Genomic DNA, 21904 nt, shown 5'->3' with positions numbered 1-21904 from the left:
GTAAAACCCAACATGTCTAAGTTCGCGGTCCAGTGTATTAGCGTCTCCCCTGTAAGCAAACAAGGCTATAACATCAGATAAGTCTCAAACGTCGATTCGTCTATAAGGAGCAGTCCCCTGCATGCTGAACTACTGGATGTTCCCGCGGCCTTTCCGAAAACTCACCGGGGTACCGCTGCGTGTGGCGGTCAGCGTTAGGTTGGCGCTCGGAAAAGAATGGGCAGGCCAACGGCAGACTCAAGTCAATTTTGAAGAGGCCTTGGAACAAGAAGGACTTAAGCGCCCCGGTGAACGGCGGGACGGCTCTGGAAGCGGGGGTCGGACCCACCAGGCGTCGCTCAAGACCCTCGGCCTCGTGTTTAACGGCAAAGACCAACACGGTGTCAGGAGACTGTATACGACTCTTGCCGGTGACGCGCTGGCCAAGGGCTCGAACCCGATTCCGGTACTCACCGAACAAGTCATGAAGAACCAATTCCCTTGCTACCAGTACAGCGGTGGGCGGGGGTTGAAGGAGATGGCACCTCGATTTAGAGTGCGTCCATTCGTCTTCATCCTGCAGCTACTTCTGCATCCACAGCTAGGTGGGAACCTGACTCAAGAGGAGACTGCCAAGCTTGTCCTTACGTACGGTGAATCTAATAGCTCTAAATGTGTCGACGACGTCGTTAGGAGAATTCTGAAGTTTCGCATCGACGGCGACTCTTCTCTTGAAGCCGACTTTGACGAGAAGTTCGGCACTAGCTGGGAACAATCACGGACCGGCAACCGGTTCGGACATCTCTTGGATATAGCCAATACGGCATTGAACTGGTTGGAATATACTCTACTCATTCAACGTGAACTTCGGCCCTCGTCTATCAGCCTGATTCCGAGCCAGGTGGCTAAGGCACGAGAGTTCGTGAACACTTACCAGTCAAAACCATTGTTGCGGGACCACACTGACGAGGCGAAGTTCCAGCGGGCCTACGGCCTGGCTCCCGGAACCTTTCGCGACAACCGCAACCTAACGCGCGAATCCTCAGTTACCCTCCAGGCCGTGATGGCGTCGGAAGTCAACGCTCAGTTCGTCAAGCTTTCCACAACTCGGATCATCACAGGCATCGACGCCCGGCTCGTCCGAGAAATTAGGGACATTACGGGCTTCGACGAGGCTTTCGTCCAGAAGACCCTCCAGAAGTTGCATCCCAATGGCGAGCTTGGACCCTTCCTGACCAAGCTCAATGAAATGGCACATCAAGGTCGTGAAGACGCCCGGGACTTTGAGCTAGCCACAGCTGAGGTATTCCGCACAGTCTTTGGTTTCGAAGCAGAGCAGATCGGCCAGCACGGACGCCAACCGGACATTTGGGTCAAGGATCGGGCAAAAGGATACTCCGGCATCATCGACAACAAGGCGATCCAGGACTTCTCGATTAGCCACACTGCCGAATCGGTTATGGCCAACACCTATATCCCTGCGTACCGAAGCAACGATGGGCACGACCTGGCGTTTTTCATGTACATCGCCGCGGGACTAAAACCAACAGTCAACCGAGGTCTCACTAACATCATCGAACAGACCGGTGTCGGCGGCTCTGCAATCGACATAGCCACGTTCATCGAACTTGTGCTGCATTATGACGACACGCGACATGAGGCCAGCCGCGATGCATTGCGGGATCTGTTCTCTATCGGCCGCGCCATTTCGCTGGCCGACGTTGAAGAAGCCTTAGTCGCCCGGTAAAGCGAGGGAGGGTTTGAACGTCGACCAAGAATCGGCACCATCAACTGAAACCTTCAAGACCAAGGAAGCCCAGCACCCTCGACACACCCAGGGCAGTCGCCTGGGAGCGAATCAAGACGGCCGCTAGCTGTACTGGGCCGGGACGTTGTTGACACGTAGGGCTTGAAAACGAGGAGGACCTCCGGGCTAAGTGGAGCTGTCTAGTTCACACACTTGGCGCACGGAGGTCCTCATGTCCCACGTTAATGCCCGTCTCACTGTTCACGGAAGACGCCTGATCGTTGACCGGGTGGCCGCGGGCCGCCCGGTCGCCCATATCGCCGCGGAGCTGGGCGTTTCCCGGCAGACCGCCTACCGCTGGGTCAGACGTTTCCGCGCTGAGGGGCCAGCGGGCCTGGCGGACCGCTCGAGCCGGCCGCGGTCAACACCCACCCGCACCAGTGCCGATCGGGAACAGACCGTTCTGGACGCCCGACGGTCAGTCCGGTTCGGGCCGCTGCGGATCGCCGCGCTCACCGGGTTCCGCCCCGGACCGTGTCCCGGATACTTCACCGCCACGGGGTCCCGCGGCTTGCGGACTGCGACCCGCTGACCGGGACCCCGATCCGGGCCACGCGGACCACCTCGAACCGGTGTGAACGCTCACGTCCCGGTGAACTGGTCCATCTGGACGTCAAGAAACTCGGACGCATCCGGGAAGGAGGCGGCTGGCGCGCCCACGGCCGCTCCGAGCAGGTGAGAGGACGCGGAATCGGCAACGACTACGTCCACGTCGCGGTCGATGACCACACCCGCCTCGGCTACGCCGAGGTCCTTTCCGACGAGAAGGGCGCCACCGCGGCGGGATTCCTCACCCGGGCCGCAGACTACTTCGCAGGGCACGGCATCGACCGGATCGAACGCATCATCACAGATAACGCCCTCGCCTACCGCAACTCCGCCGCGTTCCGCCAGGCAGTGGCCGACCTCGGAGCCGCCCAGCGCTTCATCAAGCCCCACTGCCCCTGGACCAACGGCAAAGCCGAACGCTTCAACCGCACCCTGCAAACCGAATGGGCCTACCGGCAGGTCTTCACCAGGAGCGACCCCCGCCAAGCCGCACTTGCGCCCTGGCTCCAGCACTACAACACTGAACGAATCCACACCGGCATCGGAACCCCACCTATCACCCGGGTGTCACCAACCTAATGGCCCAGTACAGCTAGCGCCGGCGCCTCTACCGCGTGCGCCAGTGCGGAAACTCCCCCGCCGCTCCGGGCGCCTTCGGCGCTATCGCGCCAGCCACGCCCACATGCACGACCTATCGAGTTGCTCATCCGGGCCGCCGGTGTCGAAACCGTCGCCGAGTGCTGTCGATGTCCCACGACGTCACACTTGTGCACGGAGGGGTGTGTGATCCCAGGACATAGGCGACACAAGTCCGGGAGATCGGCGACACCCCCGATTGGCCATGTCAAGGACGAGGTCATCCTCCTGGCCGTACCCGAAGGCGGAACGTTCAAATCAGAGGCTGCCCGCCGCCACGACCTTGACCGCCAATGGGCCCACGAACTTTTGGTCAGGTGCTCGTTGCCAGTGAGTCCGCACAAACAGCTGCGGTGCCGTTTCTCGGCCGGAGGCAACGCACTTCGTTGCGTCACAGAGCCTCACGCTCCTGACGGCGTAGAGTCCTTCGGCTGGGCGGAAAGAACAAACCGAAGCTTTGGGAGCGGTTGTCGAACATGGCTCGCTGAACATGGCGCGAGAGCGTCGGCCCCCGTGAGAAGTTTTTGGTGATACTAGGATGGCTTCCAGCAAACACCGGGCGGGCAGGGAAGGCTTTCCTCATGGGATTTGATGTGTCGTCAGCCAGCGAACTGGAACTGATTGAGACTCTCGAACGGGTGAAGGCAGAACTGAAGCGGAGGGATCTCGTCCGCACACGTAGCACGGTGGGCGACTTCGGAGAATACCTGGCTGTTGCGATGTACGGGGGCGCTCTATCCCCGAAGGGGTCGGCGGGTTACGACCTGATCGACAGTAAGGGGCGGAAAGTCCAGGTCAAGACGCGGTCCGCGGATGTGGACCTGTCGTCAAGGAAATTCGCGGGACTCGGCAAGGGTGGCTTCGAGGTCTGCCTGTTCCTGTGTTTGACGACCTCCTCATACCGTCCCCATCTGGCCCGCGAGGTAGACGGGGGCCGGGTGGCGAAGCTCCTGGACAGCTACGGGAGAGTCTCGTACGGGAAGATCCGGAACGAGGGGATTGACGTGCTCGAGACAGCATTGGCCGCTTATGAGGTGGTCACCGGGGTCAGGTAGTCAGGCTCCGGCGACTTCCTTCTCGCCCAGTGCCAGCGCCACACCGTTTGCTCGGATACACCCCACGCATCGGCGCCTCCGGAGGTACCCTCCTCGATGGACTCGTGCTCAGCGTAGGAGCCGCCCGGTTGGCCCGGACATCCCAGGGATAGCCGTCGCCGGTAACGCGTTCGCGGTTAGCCAGATGCTCGATCTGGTGTTTCATTGCGAGGCGCACAATTCCGAGGTGGTCGGCACCCGGTCACTGTCGCCGAAGCGTGTAACCGTCGACCATTAGAAAGGCAAACGGATTCGCGATCATGCGGAACACAGTTTAGACACCCTTGAGCTGAGTCGTCACACTCTCGATGGCTCCATCGACGTCGTTTTCGCCCGCTTCGAGGACAACCCTCAGTAGCTTAGCGTTCTCCTCCGGGTCCACTTTCAGCGACTCGCGCCGCCTGGTCTGCTTCTCGATGCCCCGCTCGATGTGGGCGACGGAGCCGTCTTAGCGGATTCACTGCTGAATGTAGGTCACGACTTCACTGCTAAATGTAAGTCACGACACCTCCCGACGAGCATTAGGCACTTTTCAGCGTCGCAGAAATAACCCCTAGAAACCTTGGATTCTAGGGTTATTTCCGGTGCGCGGAGGGGGACTTGAACCCCCACCCCCTTTCGAGGACTAGCACCTCAAGCTAGCGCGTCTGCCATTCCGCCACCCGCGCAGTGGTTCTCTATGCGGACAACTGCCTTATGGCGGTTGCTTCTTCGCCAGAGTAGCGAGAAAACATTAGCACGAAGTTTCCTGCTATTCCGCGCATGGATGGTCGGACCCACAATCGTGTCTGGTTCGGGCGCTTGGGTACCCTTTACGACGTGTTCGTGTCATGGAAGTCGCGCGTCAAAGCTTCTTTCGACACCGCGTGTCGGCAGTCAGGCCTCTCACCATGAACGGACAGTATCGAGCCGACAAGCCGTAAGTGACACGGGACACGAAGTTGACCGAGGTGGACATTCCGCTCGAGGCCCTGGTGGATCCGGTGTGGCCAGGGCCGCGTCTGCAGGGACGGCACCCGGATCCCGCTGCCGTGAACAGCGGACGCCGGCCTGAACCAGGTTCCACTCCGGCGAGCTTTGCGCGAGTGTCTGAGCCTTGGCTCCCCCAGCCCGCAGCGTGGGGCGCCCACGCCGTCAATCGTCAGGAGCACGACCCCGCTTCCGCGCGGAAACTGACCAAAGCGGCGCTGGAGCGTCATCGGACACTGTGGCGGAAGGGCAACCTCACCACCGGCGACGACGGGACGTGGCGGCCGCGATGGGTGGGAACTCCGAACGGCTTCCGGTGAGAACAGTGTTGCTCACAACGGTCCCGCTGGCCGAGGACGGCTGGCTGCAACCGAACAACGCGGCATGGGTCGTACGGTAGTGAGTTCCCCGGCCAGATACTCTCAGAACATGGATTTTTGGCTGCAAATAGTTTCTACTCTCATAGGTACTTTGGCTGGTGCCCTGTCGGCGTTAGGCACGGGTTATTTGGTGCGCAGGAGAGAGGCACGAGAAAAAGAGGTCGCAGCGCTGAACGGACTGCTCCTCGACCTTCAATTCAAGCGGGCTCTGACTAGGATCAAGCCGCGAGTCGCGGAGGGACAATCGCAGGACGCGAAACAATGCACGGAGTCCGTTTTGCACTCTCGTCAGTTAGTTCGGGAGGCCAGACTCCAACTGCGCCCGAACTCGCGCGCTTTTGGCAACCTCGCTCGAATGTTTGCTGCCTGCAACACATACCTTCAGGCGACTAGGGCTAAACCCGAAAATTATCAATTTGAGTTGATTACACTTCGAGGTGTCCTCGACGAAGAAGCGAAGGACCTAGCTGCCGAAAAGGGCGTTTCCTATCGGGGCCCTGGATCATTCGCCTACTCCTCCCCTGCGTCCTAAATTCTCGACGATTCAGCACGCCAGCACTCCGCCGTTCTTAGGCTCCTCCCTAGAACTCTAGACCTATCAGTTCGCCAACCCACTGCCCTAACCCCACATCAGGAATCCCTTTCCCCACAGGGGCTGCCCGTGCCACAGTAACCGCCATGAAAACCTTCGATCCCACGGACGATCTCCAAGGCGCCACCTTCACCGCCGCTAACCTGCGCGGTGCACGGTTCATCCGGGCGGATCTGTCCGGCGCGGTGATGCGGGGCGTGGACCTGTCCGGGGCGGATATTGATGCTCCGTGGCTGGCCGAGGACGGGAGCACGCTGCTGGTCAACGGGGTGGACGTCGTGCCCCTGGTGGAGGCCGAACTCAACCGCCGCTTCCCCGGCCGGGGCGAACGCCGGGCCACGGACCCGGGCGGACTAAGAAACGCCTGGGCACGATTGGAGCAGGCCTGGGACCTGGCGCTGGAGCGCGCAGCCGTGCTGCCGGCCGGAGCCGTCGAGGTCCAGGTGGACGGGGAATGGTCCTTCGCGCAGACCCTCCGGCATCTGGTGATGGCCACGGACACCTGGCTCCGCAAGGCCATCCTGGAGATCGAGCAGCCGTACCACCCGCTCGGGCAGCCCAACGTGGAGTTTGAAACCGACGGCTACGACCTCTCCGTCTTCGCCACCGAACCGCCGCGATACCCCGAAGTCCTGGAAGCGAGGAGAGACCGGCAGGCGATGGTCCGGGCGTTCCTCGCCACGGTCACGGAGAATGACCTGAACAAAGAGCGCCGCAACCCGTGGGCGCCGGACCACGCGGTGACGGTACGCTCCTGCCTGCACACCATCCTCAACGAGGAGTGGGACCACCTGCGCTACGCTCTCCGCGACCTGGACGCCGTCGAACGCGGCGCTAGCGGAATCAATACGGAGCCAGGCCCTTAGCAAACAAGTCTGATGAAAAACCGTGGAAAAACCCGGCACTGACTGGGAACCGCGTTCGTTGGCCTAGGTACCACGCCCCCGCCGACCACCCCGGCCGACACCTAATGAGGCAACATGCAGGTCCCCACCACCGTCTGGATACTGACCATCATCGGAATTGTGGGCCTGCTGGCCTTCGATTTCTTTTTTCACGTCCGCAAGGCCCACACCCCCAGCCTGAAGGAAGCGACCCTCTGGTCCTCCATCTACGTGGGCCTGGCGCTGCTGTTCGGCGTCGGCGTGCTGATCTTCGGCGGCGTGGACATGGGCACCGAATACTTCGCCGGCTACGTCACGGAGAAGGCCCTCTCCGTGGACAACCTGTTCGTCTTCCTCATCATCATGTCCAGCTTCCGGGTGCCGCGGGCGGACCAGCAGAAGGCGCTGCTGTTCGGCATCGTCTTCTCCCTGATCGCCCGGACAGCGTTCATCTTCCTGGGCGCGGCGCTGATCAGCAGCTTCTCCTGGGTGTTCTACATCTTCGGCCTGATCCTGCTGCTCACCGCCGGCAACCTGCTCAAGCCCGACTCCCACGAGGACGACGAGAAGGACGGCCTGATCGTCCGGCTCACCAAGAAGTTCCTCCCGGCGTCCTCCAACTACGACGGCGACAAGCTCTTCACGGTCGAGAACGGCAAGCGCGTCCTCACCCCCATGCTCTTGGTGATGGTGGCGATCGGCGGCACGGACATCCTCTTCGCCCTCGACTCCATCCCCGCCATCTTCGGCCTGACCCAGAACGTCTTCGTGGTCTTCACCGCCACCGCGTTCTCCCTGATGGGCCTGCGGCAGCTCTACTTCCTGATCGACGGGCTGCTGGACCGGCTCATCTACCTCTCCTACGGCCTGGCCGCAGTGCTGGGTTTCATCGGCGTCAAACTCGTGCTGCACGCCCTGCACGAGAACAACCTGCCGTTCATCAACGACGGCGAACACGTCAACGTGATCGAGGTCAGCACCGGGGCGTCCCTGCTGGTGATCCTGGGCGTTCTCACCATCACGGTCCTGGCCTCCATCTTCAGCCCCAAGGGCAAGGCCAAGAACGCCGTCTCCGGCGCCAAGCGGCACGCCGTCGAATACCTGGACCTCAACTACGAAACCGACATCACCGAGCGCGAGCGGATCTTCGCCAAGATGGTGGCCGAGGAACAGCAGCTCCAGGCCCTGCCGGAGAAGTACAAGTCCCTGGTCCACCACGAGACCGAGTTCAAGGACCTGCTGCACCGCGCCCACGCCGAGCACGACAAGGCGCTACAGCGGGAGGGGCTGCGGTAGGACCCCCTTCCCACCCCGCCCGGGGTTGGGTTTAATGGAAGAAGTTTGGAGGGGAGTATCCCCACCGCTGATCCGTCGTCAGTACGGGAGTCTCAGGACTCCCCGGCGGGCAGGGCCGTCAACCGCGGCCGGGAGAGACCTCCAGTTGGTTCACGCACTGACTGGAAGCAGGTCCCACCATGGTTTTCCTCGTCCACCACCCCGCACCCCCTGAAGCGTCCGGCCGCCGGCGCCCGTCCCGGCGCCGGCACGCCACGGTGATCGTCCTGGCCGGCATCGACGGCGCCGGAAAGTCGACGGCGGGACGGCTGCTGGCACGCCGCCTCACCTCCGCCGGGCACCCGGCTGTCCTCGCCCGGAATCCCTGCGGGCGGAGCACCCTGGCGGCGTGGTCACAGCGTCTCGGCCTCACCGTCCCGGCGAAGCTCTTGGATGCGGTGGAAACGGGGATCCGCTGCGCCAACGTGCTGGTGTCCCAATTGCGCGCCGCCACCTTCCCGGGCATCGTCATCATGGACCGGCACCTCTACTGCCAGCTGGCCCTCAAGCGGGTGAAGGGCCTGGACCAGGGACGGGTGCTGCCCTGGCTGCTGCGGCTCCTCCCCCACCCGGACGTCGTCTTCTACCTCGAGATCCCCGCCGAGACCGCCCTCGCCAGGATCATGGAACGGGCACCGACACCGAGGACCTCGAGATCCTGAGGTCCTTCGACCGGGCCTACCGGGAGCTGGAAGACTTCGACTCCTTCGTCCGGATCGACTCCGGGACGTCCTCGGGGCAGATTGTCGAGGACCTCTGGCGGGAGCTCGCGGCGTCCGGGCTGGTGCCCGCGGGTCCGGAGGGGGTGCGGTAGGGGTTCGCCTATCCCACCTGTTGTCCCATCCGTCGTTTTCATGCCCCAGCGGCGGCGCGGCAGAATGGAAGCATGACCCTCACTACCTTCGCCCTCATCCGCCACGGCCAGACCGACTGGAACGCCGAGCGCAGGCTGCAGGGGTCCACCGACATTCCGCTCAACGACGTCGGCCGCGCCCAGGCGCGCGACGCCGTCGCCGCCCTCGCAGCTTTCCGGTGGGACGCGATCGTCTCCTCGCCGCTGAGCCGGGCCGCCGAAACCGCGGACCTGATCGCCGCCGGGCTGGGCCTAAGCGTGGCCCGCCGCGTCCCGGAGCTCACCGAACGCGCCTACGGCCCCGCCGAGGGCATGACCGACGGCCCCGAGCTGGACAAACTGCGGATCCCCAACGGCTTCCGCGGCGCCGAGAGCGAAGAGGATGCCGCCGAACGCGGTCTCGCCGCCCTCGAGGCACTGGCCGAGGAGTACCGCGGCGGGCACGTCCTGGTGGTGGCGCACGGGTCCCTGCTGCGGGTCAGCCTCAGCCGCGCCGCCGGCCGCCACCTGGACAGCGTGGAAAACGCCGCCCTGAACCTGGCCCACCACCACCCCGAGGACGGCTGGAACCTCGAATACTTCAACGGCGAGCGCCTCAGCGCCGTCGTCTAGGAACCGCGCGTCACACTCCCGGCGCCGGCAACACGGCCGACGCATAACTGGTCCTATGAGTCGGCCAAAAACCAGCCGTGTAACCGGCAGGTTAAACCCGGTTTCCGGCCCGTAAAGCTCTCCTCACCCCCGCCATTTCAAGGGTTTTTCGCCCTCTCGGGGTCCTAGCTTGGACCTTGGTTCGACCAATGAACCAAGTCGTCTCAAGCCCCCGAGGAGCACCCCGTGAACGTTTCCACCGCCGAGAAGCCGGCCACCGGCTCCGTGCCGCCGGGCACGGCCGGAGCGGCCGGCCCCGCCGTCGCCGGTTCCACCGCCACCTCCCCCGCCAGCTCCACCGCCAGCTCGGGGGCCCGCCGTCGTCTGCTGCCCGTCAGCGGCAAGCGCCCCGGCCCCGTGGCCGTCACCCTGCTCTTCTCCCTGGGCTGGGTGTTCATGTACGCGGACCGGAACATCCTCTCCCCCGTCATGAGCGTCATCCAGTCCCAGTGGGGACTCAACAAGGGCCAGCTGGGCCTCATGTCCACCGTCTTCTTCATCACCTATGCCCTGATGCAGATCCCCACCGGCTACCTCGCGGACCGGATCGGCCGGGTCAAGGTGGTGGTGGCCGGCTACGTGGTGTTCGGCATCGGCACTATCCTCAGCGGCTTCGCCCCCGGCTTCATGGTGTTCCTGCTGATGCGTGCCTTCACCGGCATCGGCGAGGGAACCTTCTACAGCCCGGTCTACGGCATCTCCTCCAGCTACATTTCCGACAAGTGGCGCGGGGTCTCCGCCGCCCTGATCAACAGCGGCATGGCCGTGGGCATCTCGCTGGGCTTCATCGGCTCCGGCTACTTCACCTTCACCCTGGGCCTGCCGTGGCACGCCTCGTTCCTGATCTTCGGCGCCGCCACCCTGATCGTCGCGTTCCTGATCAACTACTATCTCGCCCCGATCGACGCCGAACACAAGGCTTCGGCGTCCAGCGCCACGGACGACGGCGCCCCGGTGCAGAAGGCCTCCAACAAGGCCCTCTTCACCCGCAACCACATCCTCACCTACGTGCTGATCTTCTGCTCCCTCTACGGCTTCTTCTCGATGCTGACCTGGCTGCCCACCTACCTGCAGCAGGCCCGCGGCGTGGCCCCCGCCCAGACCGGCATCATCGCCTCCCTGGTCCCCTGGGCCTCCATCCCAGGCGCCATCCTGCTGAGCATGTGGGCCCGGCGGCTGAAGAACACCCGCCCGCTGATCGTGGTCCTCTCCGTCCTGGGCGGCCTCTGCCAGATCCTGGTCCCGATGACCGGCAACTACTCCCTGGTGATCGCCGGCCTGGTGGTCTACGGCCTGGTGGGCAAGCTGGCCCTGGACCCCATCCTGATCGCCTTCCTGGCCGAGAACACCCCGCGCTCCATGTACTCCACCGCCTACGGCTACTTCAACTTCGCCGGCATGCTCTCCTCGATCTTCGCCCCGTACATCACCGGCGCCCTGGCCGACGCCACCGGAGCCCTCGAGGCCGGGTTCTACCTGTCCGCTGTGCTGCTGCTGGTGGGCGCGGTAGCGTTCTGCTTCACGACGCCGGCCCGGGTCGCCACCCAGCCCGCCCCCGCCGTCGACCCCGTCCCCCACCCCGCCGCGTGAAAGGACCTGCCGTGAACCAGTCACTTCCGCAGCACACCGCCGCCGGGCCCACGCTGCGCCGGGCCGCCTCGATGAGCGCGGAGGTGGCCGCGTACCTGGAACGGGAGATCGCCTCGCGCGGCCTCACCCCCGGGGACAAGCTCCCCACCGAGCGGGACCTGGCGGAGCAGCTGTCCGTCTCCCGCGCCACGGTCCGCACCGCCCTCCAGGAGCTGGAGTCCAAGCACCTGGTGGAGCGGACCCGCGGCCGCGGAACCATCGTCGCGGAGCCGCCGGCGCCCGTCAGCGAGCTGTACGCGCGGCTGGCCGGCGCCGGGCAGGCACAGCAGGACGTGGCCGAGCTGCGCGGATCGCTGGAACCCCTGGTGGCCGAGCTCGCCGCCGCCCGGTCCAGCGCCGCGGACCTGATCCAGCTGCAGGACGCCCTGGCCGCGGCCAGCGAACACCTCTCCCCCGAGGAGGCGCTGCGGCTGGACGTCCAGTTCCACACCCTGCTGGCCCAGGCCGGCCGCAACCAGCTGATGGCCACCGTCCTGACCCTCACCAGCTCCTGGACCTCCGAGGTGCGGCTGCGCTCGCACGCCACCGCGGAGGGCCGGCGCTGCTCCATCGAGGGCCACCGCCGGATCCTGGCCGCCGTCCTGGCCCGGGACGCCACCGGGGCCGGCATCGCCATGCGCGACCATCTGGCCGACGTCGCCGTCCTCATCCGCGACCACCAGCCCTAGTACCTCAACCCATCGGAGACTTACCGTGAGCACCTCACTGATCCAGCCCGGCACCGCCGCCGGAACTACCGCCGCCGGAACCCACACAGCCGCCCGCATCCTGCAGTCGTGGGACGGCATCGCCGACGGCACCACCTACCTGCCCTCGTCCCGGGAGAACGTCCTCTGGGGCGCGCTCCCCTGCGCCGCGGACCGGCCCGTGCTCAGCATCGACCCGGGCACCGACGTCACCATCGACACCATCAGCCACGAGGGCATCCTGGAGGACCAGGGCCGGGACCCGCTGGCCTACTTCGGCTCGCACGGCGTCCCGGAACACCAGATCCTCGAGGACGCCATCAGCCTGGCCGGCTCGGACATCCAGCGGCTCTCCGCCAATCTGGGCCCACATGTGGTCACCGGGCCCATCGCGGTCCGCGGCGCCCGGCCCGGGGACCTGCTGAAGATCACCGTGCTGGAAGCCACCCCCCGGGTGCCCTACGGCGTGATCTCCAGCCGGCACGGCCGCGGCGCGCTGAACGGCGAATACCCGCTCGGCGCCGGGAACTACAGCGCCTTCGCCACGGTCCGGGACGACGCGGACGGGACGCCCTCGGGCTGGCTGCCGCTGCGGCCCGGCGCCGAACCGACCGTGCACTTCCCGCTCAACCCGTTCCTCGGCATCATGGGCGTGGCCGTCGACGGCGACCGGCGCCTGCACTCGGTTCCGCCCGGAGCTCACGGCGGCAACATCGACATCAACCTGCTCACCGCCGGCAGCTCGCTCTACCTCCCGGTCCAGGTGGCCGACGCCCTCGCCTACGTGGGCGACCCGCACTTCGCCCAGGGCGACGGCGAGGTCTCCCTCACCGCCATGGAGGCCTCGCTGCGGGTCCGGCTCCGCTTTGACGTCGTCGCCCAGGACGAGGCCGTGCGGAACTTCGGCACCCTCACCGGACCCCTCGCGCAGACCCCCGAGTTCCTGGTCCCGACCGGAATGGACGAGGACCTGGACGCCGCGGTGCAGAACTGCGTCCGCGCCGCCGTCGCCCTGCTGCAGGCCCGCTACGGCATGGACCCCAGCCTGGCCTACGCGTACCTGAGCGCCGCCACGGACTTCAACATCTCGCAGGTGGTGGACCTGGTGAAGGGCGTCCACGCCCGCATCCGGGTGGAGGACTTCCGCCCGTGAGGTCTGTGCCTGGTGCCGGTCCTGCCGCTTCTGCCGCCGATCCTGCTACGCCGGAGGATCCCACCGTGTGGCGCGTCCTCGGCGCCCCGCTGGTTCCGCCCACCGGCACCGGTGCCCTGGACGGGCTGAGCGTGGCGGTCAAGGACCTGTTCGCGCTGGAGGGGTTCGCGGTGGGCGCCGGGAACCCGGTGCGGCTGGCCGGGGCCGCGCCGGAGACGACGACGGCGGCCGCCCCCGCAGCGCTGCTGGCCGCGGGCGCGTCCGTGGCCGGGATCGCCCGGACCGACGAGTTCGCCTACAGCCTGGCCGGCACCAACGCCCACTACGGCACCCCGCCCAACCCGCGGGCGCCCGGCCGGATCAGCGGCGGGTCCTCCTCCGGCTCGGCGAGCGCCGTGTCACTCGGCCAGGCCGACGTGGGGCTCGGCACGGACACCGGCGGCTCCATCCGGGTCCCGGCTGCATACCAGGGCCTCTACGGGATCCGCACCAGCCACGGCTCGGTCACGGTCGAGGGGCTGCTGCCGCTGGCGCCGTCGTTCGACACGGTCGGGTGGCTGGCCCGCGACGCCGCCACCCTCGCCGCCGTCGGTGAGGTGCTGCTGCCGGAGTCTGCCGGCGCTGCAACCGCCCCGTTCGCGGGCATGTCCGTGCCACCCGAGTGGCTGGCACTGGCCGAGCCCGGGATCGCCGAGGCAATCCGGGAGTTCGTCGCCGCCCCGGAGTTGCCGCGGCAAGCGACCGAACCCTTCCCGGCGGAGGACCTGCCCGGCTGGCTCGCCGCGTTCCAGACCGTCCAGGGCTTCGAGGCCTGGCAACAGCACGGCGAGTGGATCCAGGCGCACCCGGATGCCCTCGGTGCCGACGTCGCCGGGCGGTTCGCGACGGCGTCGCGGATCACGGCGCACCAGGCGGAGGCGGCGCGGGACGTGCTGCGGTCCGCCCGGCAACGCATCCGCGACTTCGTGGGCGGCGGGCTGCTGGTGCTGCCGTCGACGTCGTCCGTGGCGCCGCTGCTCACCGAGGTGGCGCAGGCCTCCGCGCTGGGCGGGTCCACCATCGACGCGGTCCGGCAAGCCACCATGCAGCTGACCTGCATCGCGGGCATCGCCGGGCTGCCGGCCCTCTCCCTCCCGCTCGTCACACCCGACGGGCTGCCCTGCGGCGTGAGTATTGTGGGACCCGTACACCGTGACCTGGACCTGCTGCGCCTGGCCCGCCGGCTCGGCCCCCGCTGAGCCCGCCGCCCGCACGCCGCCCGACCGGGCACCGCACCGAAAGACAACACCATGCTCAAGCGACTGAAATCCACCGAACCGGACCGGCTGAACCTGACCCTGATGCTGGTCCTGACCTTCTCCACCGGCATCATCGACGCCGTGGGCTACCTGGGCCTGGACCGGGTGTTCACCGGCAACATGACCGGCAACGTGGTGATCCTGGGCATGGCGCTGATCGGGGCGGACAACCTGCCCGTGGTGGGCCCCTCGATCGCGCTGGCCTGCTTCATGGTGGGCGCGGTGATCGCGGGCCGGACGCTCCGTCCCGAGGCCGCGGGCTGGAGCCGCCGCACCACCGTGCTGCTGGCCGCCGTCGGGCTCACCATGAGCGCAATCGCCGTCGTCCTCACCGTCCACGCCCCGCACGCCGGTGACCCCGTCACCCTGACCATCACCGGAGCGCTGGCCGTGGCGATGGGCATGCAGGCCGCCACCGCCCGGCACCTGGCCGTCAAGGACGTCACCACCGTGGTGGTCACCTCCACCCTGACCGGCCTTGCCGCCGACTCCCGCCTGGGCGGCGGCACCGGCGCGCACACCGGCCGCCGGCTGGGCGCCGTCGTCCTTATCCTGGCCGGCGCCACCGTGGGCGCGGCCCTGCTGCACATCCACCCCGGACTGGGCGTGATGGCGACGGCCGCGCTGACCCTGCTGGTGGCGCTCACCGGGGAGATCGCCCGGGAACGCGCCGTCCACGACGCCGAGCTGGAGCCCGCCGCGGGCTGACCGTTTCCGGACCGCTGTTTTAGCGGCTCTTGGGCTCCCGCCAGGCGAGCGAGACCAACAGCACCACGGCGCCGAGGCCCAGCATCACGAACACCATCAGCCCCCAGTTGGCCTGGTTCACGCCGCTGCCGTAGAAGATGCCGATCAGCACGGTGGCGGTGATCGCGCCCAGATACCGGCAAGTCTGGTAGATCCCGGCCGCGACGCCCCGCTCCTCCAGCCGGGTGGACGAATACATGCCCTGGCTGGAGGCGATGCTGACCACGCAGTACGGCACGCCCAGCAGTGCGGTCATGGCGAGGACCAGCGGGACGGCCAGGGACGCGGTCAGCAGCCACATGGCCCCGGACGCGGCGAGCAGCAGCACGACGCCGGCGATCAGCACCCGCCGCACGCCGAACCGGTCGATCGCCTTGACCGCGGCAGGGGTGCCCACCACGGAGATGGCCGCCAGCGGCAGCATCAGCAGGCCGACGACGCCCGGATCGTACCCGCCGGCGGTCTGCAGCAACTGCGGCAGGCCGAAGAACGCGAAGTAGTAGACGCCGCTGAACAGCACGAAGCCCAGGTACACCAGCAGCAGCGGCCGGTTCCGGCCGAGCAGGCGCAGGTCCAGGAACGGCGGGCTGAACCGCAGTTCCCGCACGGCAAACAGCACCGCCAGGACTACCCCGGCGCCCAGCAGCCACCAGCGGTAGCCGGGCAGCACGTTCAGCAGCGCCATCATCACCAGGGTCAGGGCGCCGATGAACGCCCCGATGCCGGGCAGGTCCGAGTCCCGCACCAGGTCCGCCACCTTGCCGCGTTCCCGTTCGCCGTCCGCGGGGGCGAAGCGGCGGACGATCAGGATGGAGGCCAGGGCCAGCGGCACGTTGATCAGGAACAGGGCCTCCCAGCCCACCAGGCTCACCAGCAGGCCGCCCACCACCGGGCCGACGGCCGCGGCGGAGGTGTTGGCCATCTGGATCCGGCCCAGCGGCCGGGTGGAGGGCACGTTGGCCTGCTTGGCCAGGGCGGCGACCATGACGACGGCGCTGGGGTACGCGCTCGCAGTTCCGAGGGCCATGAAGGCCCGGGCCACGCAGAGCAACGCGAAGTTGGGCGCGAACGGGGCGAACGCACAGGTGGCCGCCACCAGGACCATGCCCAGCAGGAACAGCCGGCGCGGGCCGAACCGGTCCGCCAGCTTGCCCATCAGCGGCTGCCCGGCGGCGGACGTGAGGTAGAACGAGGTCACCACCCAAGTGACGGTGGCGACGTCGAGCTTGAAGTCGGCCTGCAGCACCACCAGGGCGACGGCGATCATCGAGGAGTTCAGCGGGTTCAGCGCGGTGCCAAGGCTGAGCCCTGCGATGGCCAGACCGGTCCGGGGAGAGTTGCTCACGGCAACAGTCTGTCCCATGCGGGCCGGTGATTCGAAACGATGTCCACGGGGCGGGTTCGGCTTGCCGCGGGCCGTCCCCGTTGCGGCGGCTCGGTCCCTGGGTGGGCCTTGCGGGCGGCGTTAGGCTGGGAGTGCGGCTGCAGCAGCCGGCCGCCGGAACCGTTCAGCGTGGAGCATCCATGACTCAGGCCACCGCAGACCCGCCCGCCGACGTGCCCGGCGCCCACGCGCTTCCCGCCGCCCCCGCCGCTCCTGTCAGCCCGAGCACTCCGGGACCCCGCGAGGCCGCCCTGCGCCGGATCGCGGCGGAGACCTTCGGCATCGGCACCCTGCGCGGCGGCCAGCTCGAGGGCATGGCCGCCCTGGCCGCCGGCCGCGACCTGCTGGCCGTGATGCCCACCAGTTACGGCAAGTCCCTGATCTACCAGGTCCCCGGCCTGCTGCTCCACCACTCCGGTACCCGCACCGGCCCCACCCTGGTGGTCTCGCCGCTGATCTCGCTGCAGGAGGACCAGCTGGCGGGAATCAACGACGCCTCCGGGCCCGGCACCGCCGTCGACATCAACTCCGCCCACACCACCGCGGAACAGGACCGGGCCTGGGCCGCCGCCGAAGACGGCACCGCGGCCTTCCTCTTCCTGGCCCCCGAACAGCTGGCCAAGGACAGCACCGTGGACCGGCTCGCCGCTTTGGGCATCCCGCTGCTGGTGGTGGACGAGGCGCACTGCGTCACCTCCTGGGGGCACGACTTCCGGCCCGAGTACCTGCGCCTGGGCGAGGTCCGCGAGCGCCTGGGCAACCCGACGACGGCGGCCCTCACCGCCACAGCGGCAGCCCCGGTCCGCGAGGAGATCCAGCATCGCCTGCACCTGGACCGGCCGCTGGTGCTGGTCCGCGGCTTCGACCGGCCGAACATCCACCTGGCCGTGACCCGGCACCACGAGGACAAGGCGAAGCGCCGGGCCGTCATCGAGCAGGCCGCCGGATTCGTGGCGGAGCTGCGCGGCCCTGGGCTGATCTACGCCGCCAAACGCAAGGACACCGAGAAGTACGCGGCGAAGCTGACCCGGACCGGGATCCGGGCCGCCGCGTACCACGCCGGCATGCCCGCCTCCGAGCGCACCCGGGTGCACGAGGCCTTCCAAGCCGGAACCCTGGACGTGGTGGCGGCGACCACCGCGTTCGGCATGGGCATCGACAAGCCGGATGTCCGCTTCGTGCTGCACGCGGACATCCCGGAATCCCTGGACAGCTACTACCAGCAGTTCGGCCGCGCCGGACGTGATGGCCGACCCGCCCGGGCGGTGCTGCACTACCGGTCCGAGGACCTGGGCCTGCGCCGCTTCTTCACCACGCACACAACGAACCAGCCCTCCCTGCGGGTGCTGCTGGCGGTCCTGGCCGCCAAGGACACCCCGCTCGCCCGCGACGAGCTCGCGTCCCGGACCCGCTTCCCGTCCCGGCGGATCACCGCCCTGCTGAACCAGCTGCAGGACACCGGGCTGCTTCACGCCGACGACGGCGGCGTGCGTCTCACCGGAGACCCGGAGGCGGCGCTGGCGCTGGCCGTCGACCTCGCCGAGACGCGGGGACGGGTGGACCGGTCCCGGGTGGAGATGATCCGCGGCTACGCCGAGACCCACCACTGCCGGCGGCAGTTCCTGCTGGGCTACTTCGGCGAAGAGCTGCCCGGGCCCTGCGGCAACTGCGATACCTGCCTTGCCGGGGAGGCTGCTCCGGATGGGGCCGCGGACGACGGCGGCGAGGATTCCGGGAGCGACTTCCCCGTGGGATCCGCTGTGGTCCACGCCGAGTGGGGACCAGGCCAGGTAATCCAGTGCGACGGCAACGTCCTCACCGTGCTGTTCGATTCCGAGGGCTACAAGACCCTCTCCCATCGAGCCGTCCTGGAGCGGGGCCTGCTGAAGCGCGCCTGAAGCCAGATGTGCGCCGCCGGCCTCAGTAACTGACGTCGAAGCCGGTGAATTCGCCGGTGGCCGGGGAGAGGGACTCCTCAACGTGGTCCACCCGGCCCGGCGCGTCCGGGGACCGCAACCAGGCCCGGAGCTCCAGCACCACCTCCGGCGGCCCCTCCGCCACGAGCCGCACCGAGCCGTCGTCGTCGTTCCGGACCGTGCCCGTGAGCCCCAGCTTGGCGGCCTTCCGCACCGTCCAGTACCGGAAGCCGACCGCCTGGACCATGCCCGTGACCCGGGCCGTGAGCCGCACGCCGGCGCCGCCGTCGGGCCCGGACCGCTCCCCCGCATTCTCCGCCATGGACCCAATCTAGCCCCGCACCGGAGTGTCCGGTATCCGGGACCTTCGCCCCTTTCAGCCCCCGCACGGCATTGCGGAGGGTGGAAGAAGACCCTCCGGCGGGGTCCCGGGGACACCATCCGACGTCCCGCGCACCCGCCGGATCGCCTGAAAGGAACAAGACAATGGCAGGACAATTCGAGATCTTCACCGACACAGATTCGAACGTCCGGTTCCGGCTGTTGGGGGCGGACGGCACAGTGCTCGCTGTCTCCAAACCCTTCGAGGACAAGCGCTCCGCGGCTGACGGCATCATGGCCGTCCGCGAATGCGCAGGAACCGGCCTGATCCGCGAATCGCACGCCACCCCCTGGGGCGGCACCACGTGGACCAAGAGCAGCCAGGCCGCCCGGGCCGGGCACCACCACCTCCGGAGGCACCTGCCCGCCGTGTAAACCGTGAGCGGACCCACGTTGACAGGGCCGCGATTTCAGCCGGGGCGGGAATCCTTGCTACACCTTGGAAGATGCAAGAGTTCCTCTCCTCCGCAATGCCCTTCCTGGCCGTGGCCCTGGCCATCATCGCCGGGCTGGCCGCCTCCTGGCTGGTGCGACGCATCGTCCTGCGGCTCAACCGCAAGCAGGAGGCGCTCCGGGAAACCTCCCGCGTGGCCCGGCTGCCGCTGCGCTTCGCGCTCTGCCTGATCGGCGTGCGGATCGCCCTCGCCGCCACCACCAACGACGCCGACTGGCGCCGCACGTTGGACCACGGCCTCGTGATCGCCCTGATCGCCTCCGTCGCGTGGCTGGCGATCGCCGTGCTGCTGATCATCGAAACCCTGGTCACCACCCGCTACCGGGTGGACGTGGCGGACAACCGGCGGGCCCGGCGGCTGCGCACCCAGGTGATCCTGGCCCGGCGGATCGGCGCGGCCCTGGTCGCGATCGTGGCGCTGGGCATCATCCTGCTGACCTTCCCCGCGGTCCAGGCCCTGGGCGCCGGGCTGCTGGCCTCCGCGGGCCTGATCTCGATCGTGGCCGGCCTGGCGGCGCAGACCTCCCTGGTCAACGTCTTCGCCGGGATCCAGCTGGCCTTCACCGACGCCATCCGGGTGGATGACGTGGTGGTGGTGCAGAAGGAGTGGGGCCGGATCGAGGAGATCACCCTCACCTACATCGTGGTGCACATCTGGGACGACCGGCGGCTGATCCTGCCCTCGACCTACTTCACCACCACCCCGTTCGAGAACTGGACCCGGCGGCAGTCCGAGGTGATGGGCACGGTGGAGTTCGACCTGGACTGGCGCGCGCCCGTCTCCGCCATGCGGGCCGAGCTGAAGCGGGTCCTGGCGGGCACGGAACTCTGGGACCAGCGGGTGGGGATCCTGCAGATCACCGACGCGACCGCCGGCTACGTCCGGGTCCGGATCCTGGTCAGCGCCGCGGACAGCGCCGCGCTGTTCGACCTGCGCTGCCTGATCCGGGAGGAGCTGGTGCTCTTCCTCCAGGAGAAGCACCCGACGGCGCTGCCGCACTTCCGGGTCGAGTCGCTCCCTGCCGGGATCGTGGCACCGGATGACCGGACCCCGACCGACCCCCATGATTCCCAGCTGTTCACCGGATCCCTGGAGGCGGTGGAGCGCTCCAAGGCCTTCTCCGGCCCGGGCGAGGACGTGTTCGAGGACCGGGACAAGTCCGCCGCCTCGCAAAACTAGGGGCTCTTCCCAGCGCGGGGATGCGGGCAGATAATCGGGGGCATGACCATCCCCCCGCCGCCCGGACCCGATCCGTTCCCGCCGGAACCCGGCCCCACCTCGCCGGAACCTCAACCCGGGGACCCGTTCCCGCCCGAGCCCGGTCCCACGCCGCCGCCAATCCCCCAGCCGACGCCGAGTCCGGCTCCCGGGCCCGCCCCGGAGCCGGGACCGACGCCGCCGGGGCCGCTGCCGATCCCCGACCCGGGGCCGGTCCCGCCGCCGTCGCCCATTCCGCCGGGGCCTGACCCCACCCGGTTCTAGGCCATAAAGAACAGGCCGGGGCCCTGTGCGGGGCCCCGGCCGGTTCATGGTTCTTGCGCGTTACTCGGTGACTATGTCGCGGGTGCGGTGGTCGTAGCGGATCACCAGGGGTCCGCCGCGGTGGTGCACCTCGTGGTTGGCGCCGTCGAAGGCGCCGAACCGGCCGTAATTTTCGTCCCAGGAGCGGTTGATGGCGATCTTGAAGCTGTAGGCGCCTGCCGGCAGGTCCGCGGCGAGCTTCCACAGCTGGTCCACCTCGTCCAACTGCATCTGGGACTCGTCGTACTGCGGCGCCCAGTTGGCCGGGGCGCCGAGCAGGACGTTGAAGTCACCGGCGACGGCGACCTCGGCGGGCTGCTCGACGGCGGGCGCGGCCTCGGGTGCTTCGGCAGGAGCCGCATTGTCCGCGGCCTTGCGCTTCCGGACGGCCTTCGCCACCGGGGCTACGGTCTCCTCGACCAGCTTGGCGGCGGTGTCCGCCACCTTCTCGGCGACCTTTTCGACCGCCTTCACGGCCTTCTCCGCCCCGTGCGGGGCGGCCTTCGGGGCGCTGTGGCCGGCCGGCGCCGCGGGAAGCGGGGTGTCGGCCGGGACCGGGGTGCCGGCGTCGAGCGCGGCCGTGAAGGCGGCCGGGTCCGCGAAGGCGACCGTGGCGCGCTGGCCGTCCTCGGTAATGGTCCAGCCGGAGCGGCCCTTGATCAGCCAGCCGGCCTTCACCAGTTTCGCGGACGCGGTGGTGAGTGCCTTGTGCCCGCGCGGAATGCCGCCACTGAGCAGCTCCCGCTCCTTGTCATTCAGCGGGACCCGGGCGATCGCCTCGCCGAGGACGACGCCGGCGTTCAGCTTCTCCCCGGACCACACCCCCTCGGTCAGGACGTCCAGCACAGCTTTCAGGCGAAGGTTAGTGTTTTCCGCAGCGTTCGCGCCCATGGGTCTCCTCTAGCAGCTATTGATCCACCTGCATTTTGCCAAGGTTCCCCGGCATCCGCGACCGGGCGCGTCGATTGGACCGGTGTCGTGACC

Annotated in this window: 17 protein-coding genes, 1 tRNA gene and 1 pseudogene; 15 read left to right on the top strand and 4 right to left on the bottom strand. The window is 67.7% G+C overall.

Going from position 1 to position 21904, the window contains the following annotated elements; translation table 11 throughout:
* Positions 1-121: 121 nt before the first annotated feature.
* The 3 genes and pseudogenes from ACFUCU_RS14220 to ACFUCU_RS14210 all read left to right on the top strand — a co-directional run bounded on the left by ACFUCU_RS14220 (position 122) and on the right by ACFUCU_RS14210 (position 4026).
* Positions 122-1726 carry a hypothetical protein gene (locus ACFUCU_RS14220; protein WP_377973167.1) on the top strand — a complete coding sequence of 535 codons (1605 nt, stop codon included), beginning with the start codon at positions 122-124 and terminating at the stop codon, positions 1724-1726.
* A gap of 232 nt (positions 1727-1958) precedes the next feature.
* Positions 1959-2914 (top strand): annotated as a pseudogene (locus ACFUCU_RS14215) (IS481 family transposase).
* Positions 2915-3552: 638 nt separating this feature from the next.
* On the top strand, positions 3553-4026 hold the full coding sequence (locus ACFUCU_RS14210; RefSeq protein ID WP_377973166.1) for a DUF6998 domain-containing protein: 474 nt from the start codon (positions 3553-3555) through the stop codon (positions 4024-4026).
* Between the two features lie 624 nt (positions 4027-4650).
* On the opposite strand, the gene ACFUCU_RS14205 is transcribed toward ACFUCU_RS14210, so the two are convergent.
* Positions 4651-4733: transfer RNA gene (locus ACFUCU_RS14205), tRNA-Leu, on the bottom strand.
* 1359 nt (positions 4734-6092) lie between these two features.
* Between ACFUCU_RS14205 and ACFUCU_RS14200 the strand changes: the two genes are divergently transcribed.
* From ACFUCU_RS14200 to ACFUCU_RS14160, 9 genes are all read left to right on the top strand, one after another.
* The gene (locus tag ACFUCU_RS14200) at positions 6093-6872 is read left to right on the top strand and encodes a DinB family protein (protein ID WP_377973165.1); all 780 of its coding nucleotides are present in this window, start codon (positions 6093-6095) and stop codon (positions 6870-6872) included.
* Between the two features lie 114 nt (positions 6873-6986).
* Positions 6987-8186, top strand: coding sequence for a TerC family protein (locus tag ACFUCU_RS14195; RefSeq protein WP_377973164.1), 1200 nt, complete (start codon positions 6987-6989; stop codon positions 8184-8186).
* 179 nt (positions 8187-8365) lie between these two features.
* Positions 8366-8887 carry a dTMP kinase gene (locus tag ACFUCU_RS14190; RefSeq protein WP_377973163.1) on the top strand — a complete coding sequence of 174 codons (522 nt, stop codon included), beginning with the start codon at positions 8366-8368 and terminating at the stop codon, positions 8885-8887.
* Between the two features lie 224 nt (positions 8888-9111).
* Positions 9112-9690: a histidine phosphatase family protein gene (locus ACFUCU_RS14185; RefSeq protein ID WP_377973162.1), complete on the top strand. Its 579-nt coding sequence runs from the start codon at positions 9112-9114 to the stop codon at positions 9688-9690.
* Between the two features lie 225 nt (positions 9691-9915).
* Positions 9916-11319 (top strand): MFS transporter, encoded by a 1404-nt coding sequence (locus ACFUCU_RS14180; protein ID WP_377973161.1) that lies wholly within the window; start codon positions 9916-9918, stop codon positions 11317-11319.
* Positions 11320-11330: 11 nt separating this feature from the next.
* The gene (locus tag ACFUCU_RS14175) at positions 11331-12047 is read left to right on the top strand and encodes a FadR/GntR family transcriptional regulator (RefSeq protein ID WP_377973160.1); all 717 of its coding nucleotides are present in this window, start codon (positions 11331-11333) and stop codon (positions 12045-12047) included.
* 25 nt (positions 12048-12072) lie between these two features.
* Complete coding sequence (locus ACFUCU_RS14170; protein ID WP_377973159.1) at positions 12073-13218, top strand: acetamidase/formamidase family protein; 1146 nt, start codon at positions 12073-12075, stop codon at positions 13216-13218.
* A gap of 65 nt (positions 13219-13283) precedes the next feature.
* On the top strand, positions 13284-14456 hold the full coding sequence (locus tag ACFUCU_RS14165) for an amidase family protein (protein WP_377973158.1): 1173 nt from the start codon (positions 13284-13286) through the stop codon (positions 14454-14456).
* A gap of 51 nt (positions 14457-14507) precedes the next feature.
* Positions 14508-15224, top strand: a complete 717-nt coding sequence (locus tag ACFUCU_RS14160; protein ID WP_377973157.1) for a YoaK family protein — start codon at positions 14508-14510, stop codon at positions 15222-15224.
* 19 nt (positions 15225-15243) lie between these two features.
* On the opposite strand, the gene ACFUCU_RS14155 is transcribed toward ACFUCU_RS14160, so the two are convergent.
* Positions 15244-16608: an MFS transporter gene (locus ACFUCU_RS14155; protein ID WP_377973156.1), complete on the bottom strand. Its 1365-nt coding sequence runs from the start codon at positions 16606-16608 to the stop codon at positions 15244-15246.
* A gap of 179 nt (positions 16609-16787) precedes the next feature.
* On the opposite strand from ACFUCU_RS14155, the gene ACFUCU_RS14150 reads away from it, so the two are divergent.
* Positions 16788-18545 (top strand): RecQ family ATP-dependent DNA helicase, encoded by a 1758-nt coding sequence (locus tag ACFUCU_RS14150; protein WP_377973155.1) that lies wholly within the window; start codon positions 16788-16790, stop codon positions 18543-18545.
* 22 nt (positions 18546-18567) lie between these two features.
* Here ACFUCU_RS14150 and ACFUCU_RS14145 read toward each other — a convergent pair whose 3' ends face one another.
* Positions 18568-18885: an acylphosphatase gene (locus ACFUCU_RS14145; protein ID WP_377973154.1), complete on the bottom strand. Its 318-nt coding sequence runs from the start codon at positions 18883-18885 to the stop codon at positions 18568-18570.
* Between the two features lie 164 nt (positions 18886-19049).
* Between ACFUCU_RS14145 and ACFUCU_RS14140 the strand changes: the two genes are divergently transcribed.
* Together ACFUCU_RS14140 and ACFUCU_RS14135 are read left to right on the top strand one after the other, a co-directional pair.
* Entirely contained in the window at positions 19050-19319 is a 270-nt protein-coding gene (locus ACFUCU_RS14140; protein WP_356903580.1) for a YegP family protein, read from the top strand.
* A 71-nt stretch (positions 19320-19390) separates the two neighbouring features.
* Complete coding sequence (locus ACFUCU_RS14135; RefSeq protein WP_377973153.1) at positions 19391-20578, top strand: mechanosensitive ion channel family protein; 1188 nt, start codon at positions 19391-19393, stop codon at positions 20576-20578.
* A 363-nt stretch (positions 20579-20941) separates the two neighbouring features.
* On the opposite strand, the gene ACFUCU_RS14130 is transcribed toward ACFUCU_RS14135, so the two are convergent.
* A complete protein-coding gene (locus tag ACFUCU_RS14130) occupies positions 20942-21811 on the bottom strand; it encodes a glycosidase (protein ID WP_377973152.1) in 870 nt (289 codons plus the stop codon).
* Positions 21812-21904 lie beyond the last annotated feature (93 nt).

The organism is Arthrobacter sp. NPDC057259, assembly GCF_042668995.1.
Taxonomy (GTDB): Bacteria; Actinomycetota; Actinomycetes; order Actinomycetales; family Micrococcaceae; genus Arthrobacter.
Note: the sequence above shows the minus strand (reverse complement) of the source record. Positions and strands in the feature narration are given on the sequence as shown.

What these genes read in the sequence shown, in the direction of transcription:
- ACFUCU_RS14220 (WP_377973167.1), top strand. Translation starts at nt 122, where the DNA reads ATGCTGAACTACTGGATGTTCCCGCGGCCTTTCCGAAAACTCACCGGG.
- ACFUCU_RS14210 (WP_377973166.1), top strand. Translation starts at nt 3,553, where the DNA reads ATGGGATTTGATGTGTCGTCAGCCAGCGAACTGGAACTGATTGAGACT.
- ACFUCU_RS14200 (WP_377973165.1), top strand. Translation starts at nt 6,093, where the DNA reads ATGAAAACCTTCGATCCCACGGACGATCTCCAAGGCGCCACCTTCACC.
- ACFUCU_RS14195 (WP_377973164.1), top strand. Translation starts at nt 6,987, where the DNA reads ATGCAGGTCCCCACCACCGTCTGGATACTGACCATCATCGGAATTGTG.
- ACFUCU_RS14190 (WP_377973163.1), top strand. Translation starts at nt 8,366, where the DNA reads ATGGTTTTCCTCGTCCACCACCCCGCACCCCCTGAAGCGTCCGGCCGC.
- ACFUCU_RS14185 (WP_377973162.1), top strand. Translation starts at nt 9,112, where the DNA reads ATGACCCTCACTACCTTCGCCCTCATCCGCCACGGCCAGACCGACTGG.
- ACFUCU_RS14160 (WP_377973157.1), top strand. Translation starts at nt 14,508, where the DNA reads ATGCTCAAGCGACTGAAATCCACCGAACCGGACCGGCTGAACCTGACC.
- ACFUCU_RS14150 (WP_377973155.1), top strand. Translation starts at nt 16,788, where the DNA reads ATGACTCAGGCCACCGCAGACCCGCCCGCCGACGTGCCCGGCGCCCAC.
- ACFUCU_RS14145 (WP_377973154.1), bottom strand. Translation starts at nt 18,885, where the DNA reads ATGGCGGAGAATGCGGGGGAGCGGTCCGGGCCCGACGGCGGCGCCGGC.
- ACFUCU_RS14140 (WP_356903580.1), top strand. Translation starts at nt 19,050, where the DNA reads ATGGCAGGACAATTCGAGATCTTCACCGACACAGATTCGAACGTCCGG.
- ACFUCU_RS14135 (WP_377973153.1), top strand. Translation starts at nt 19,391, where the DNA reads ATGCAAGAGTTCCTCTCCTCCGCAATGCCCTTCCTGGCCGTGGCCCTG.
- ACFUCU_RS14130 (WP_377973152.1), bottom strand. Translation starts at nt 21,811, where the DNA reads ATGGGCGCGAACGCTGCGGAAAACACTAACCTTCGCCTGAAAGCTGTG.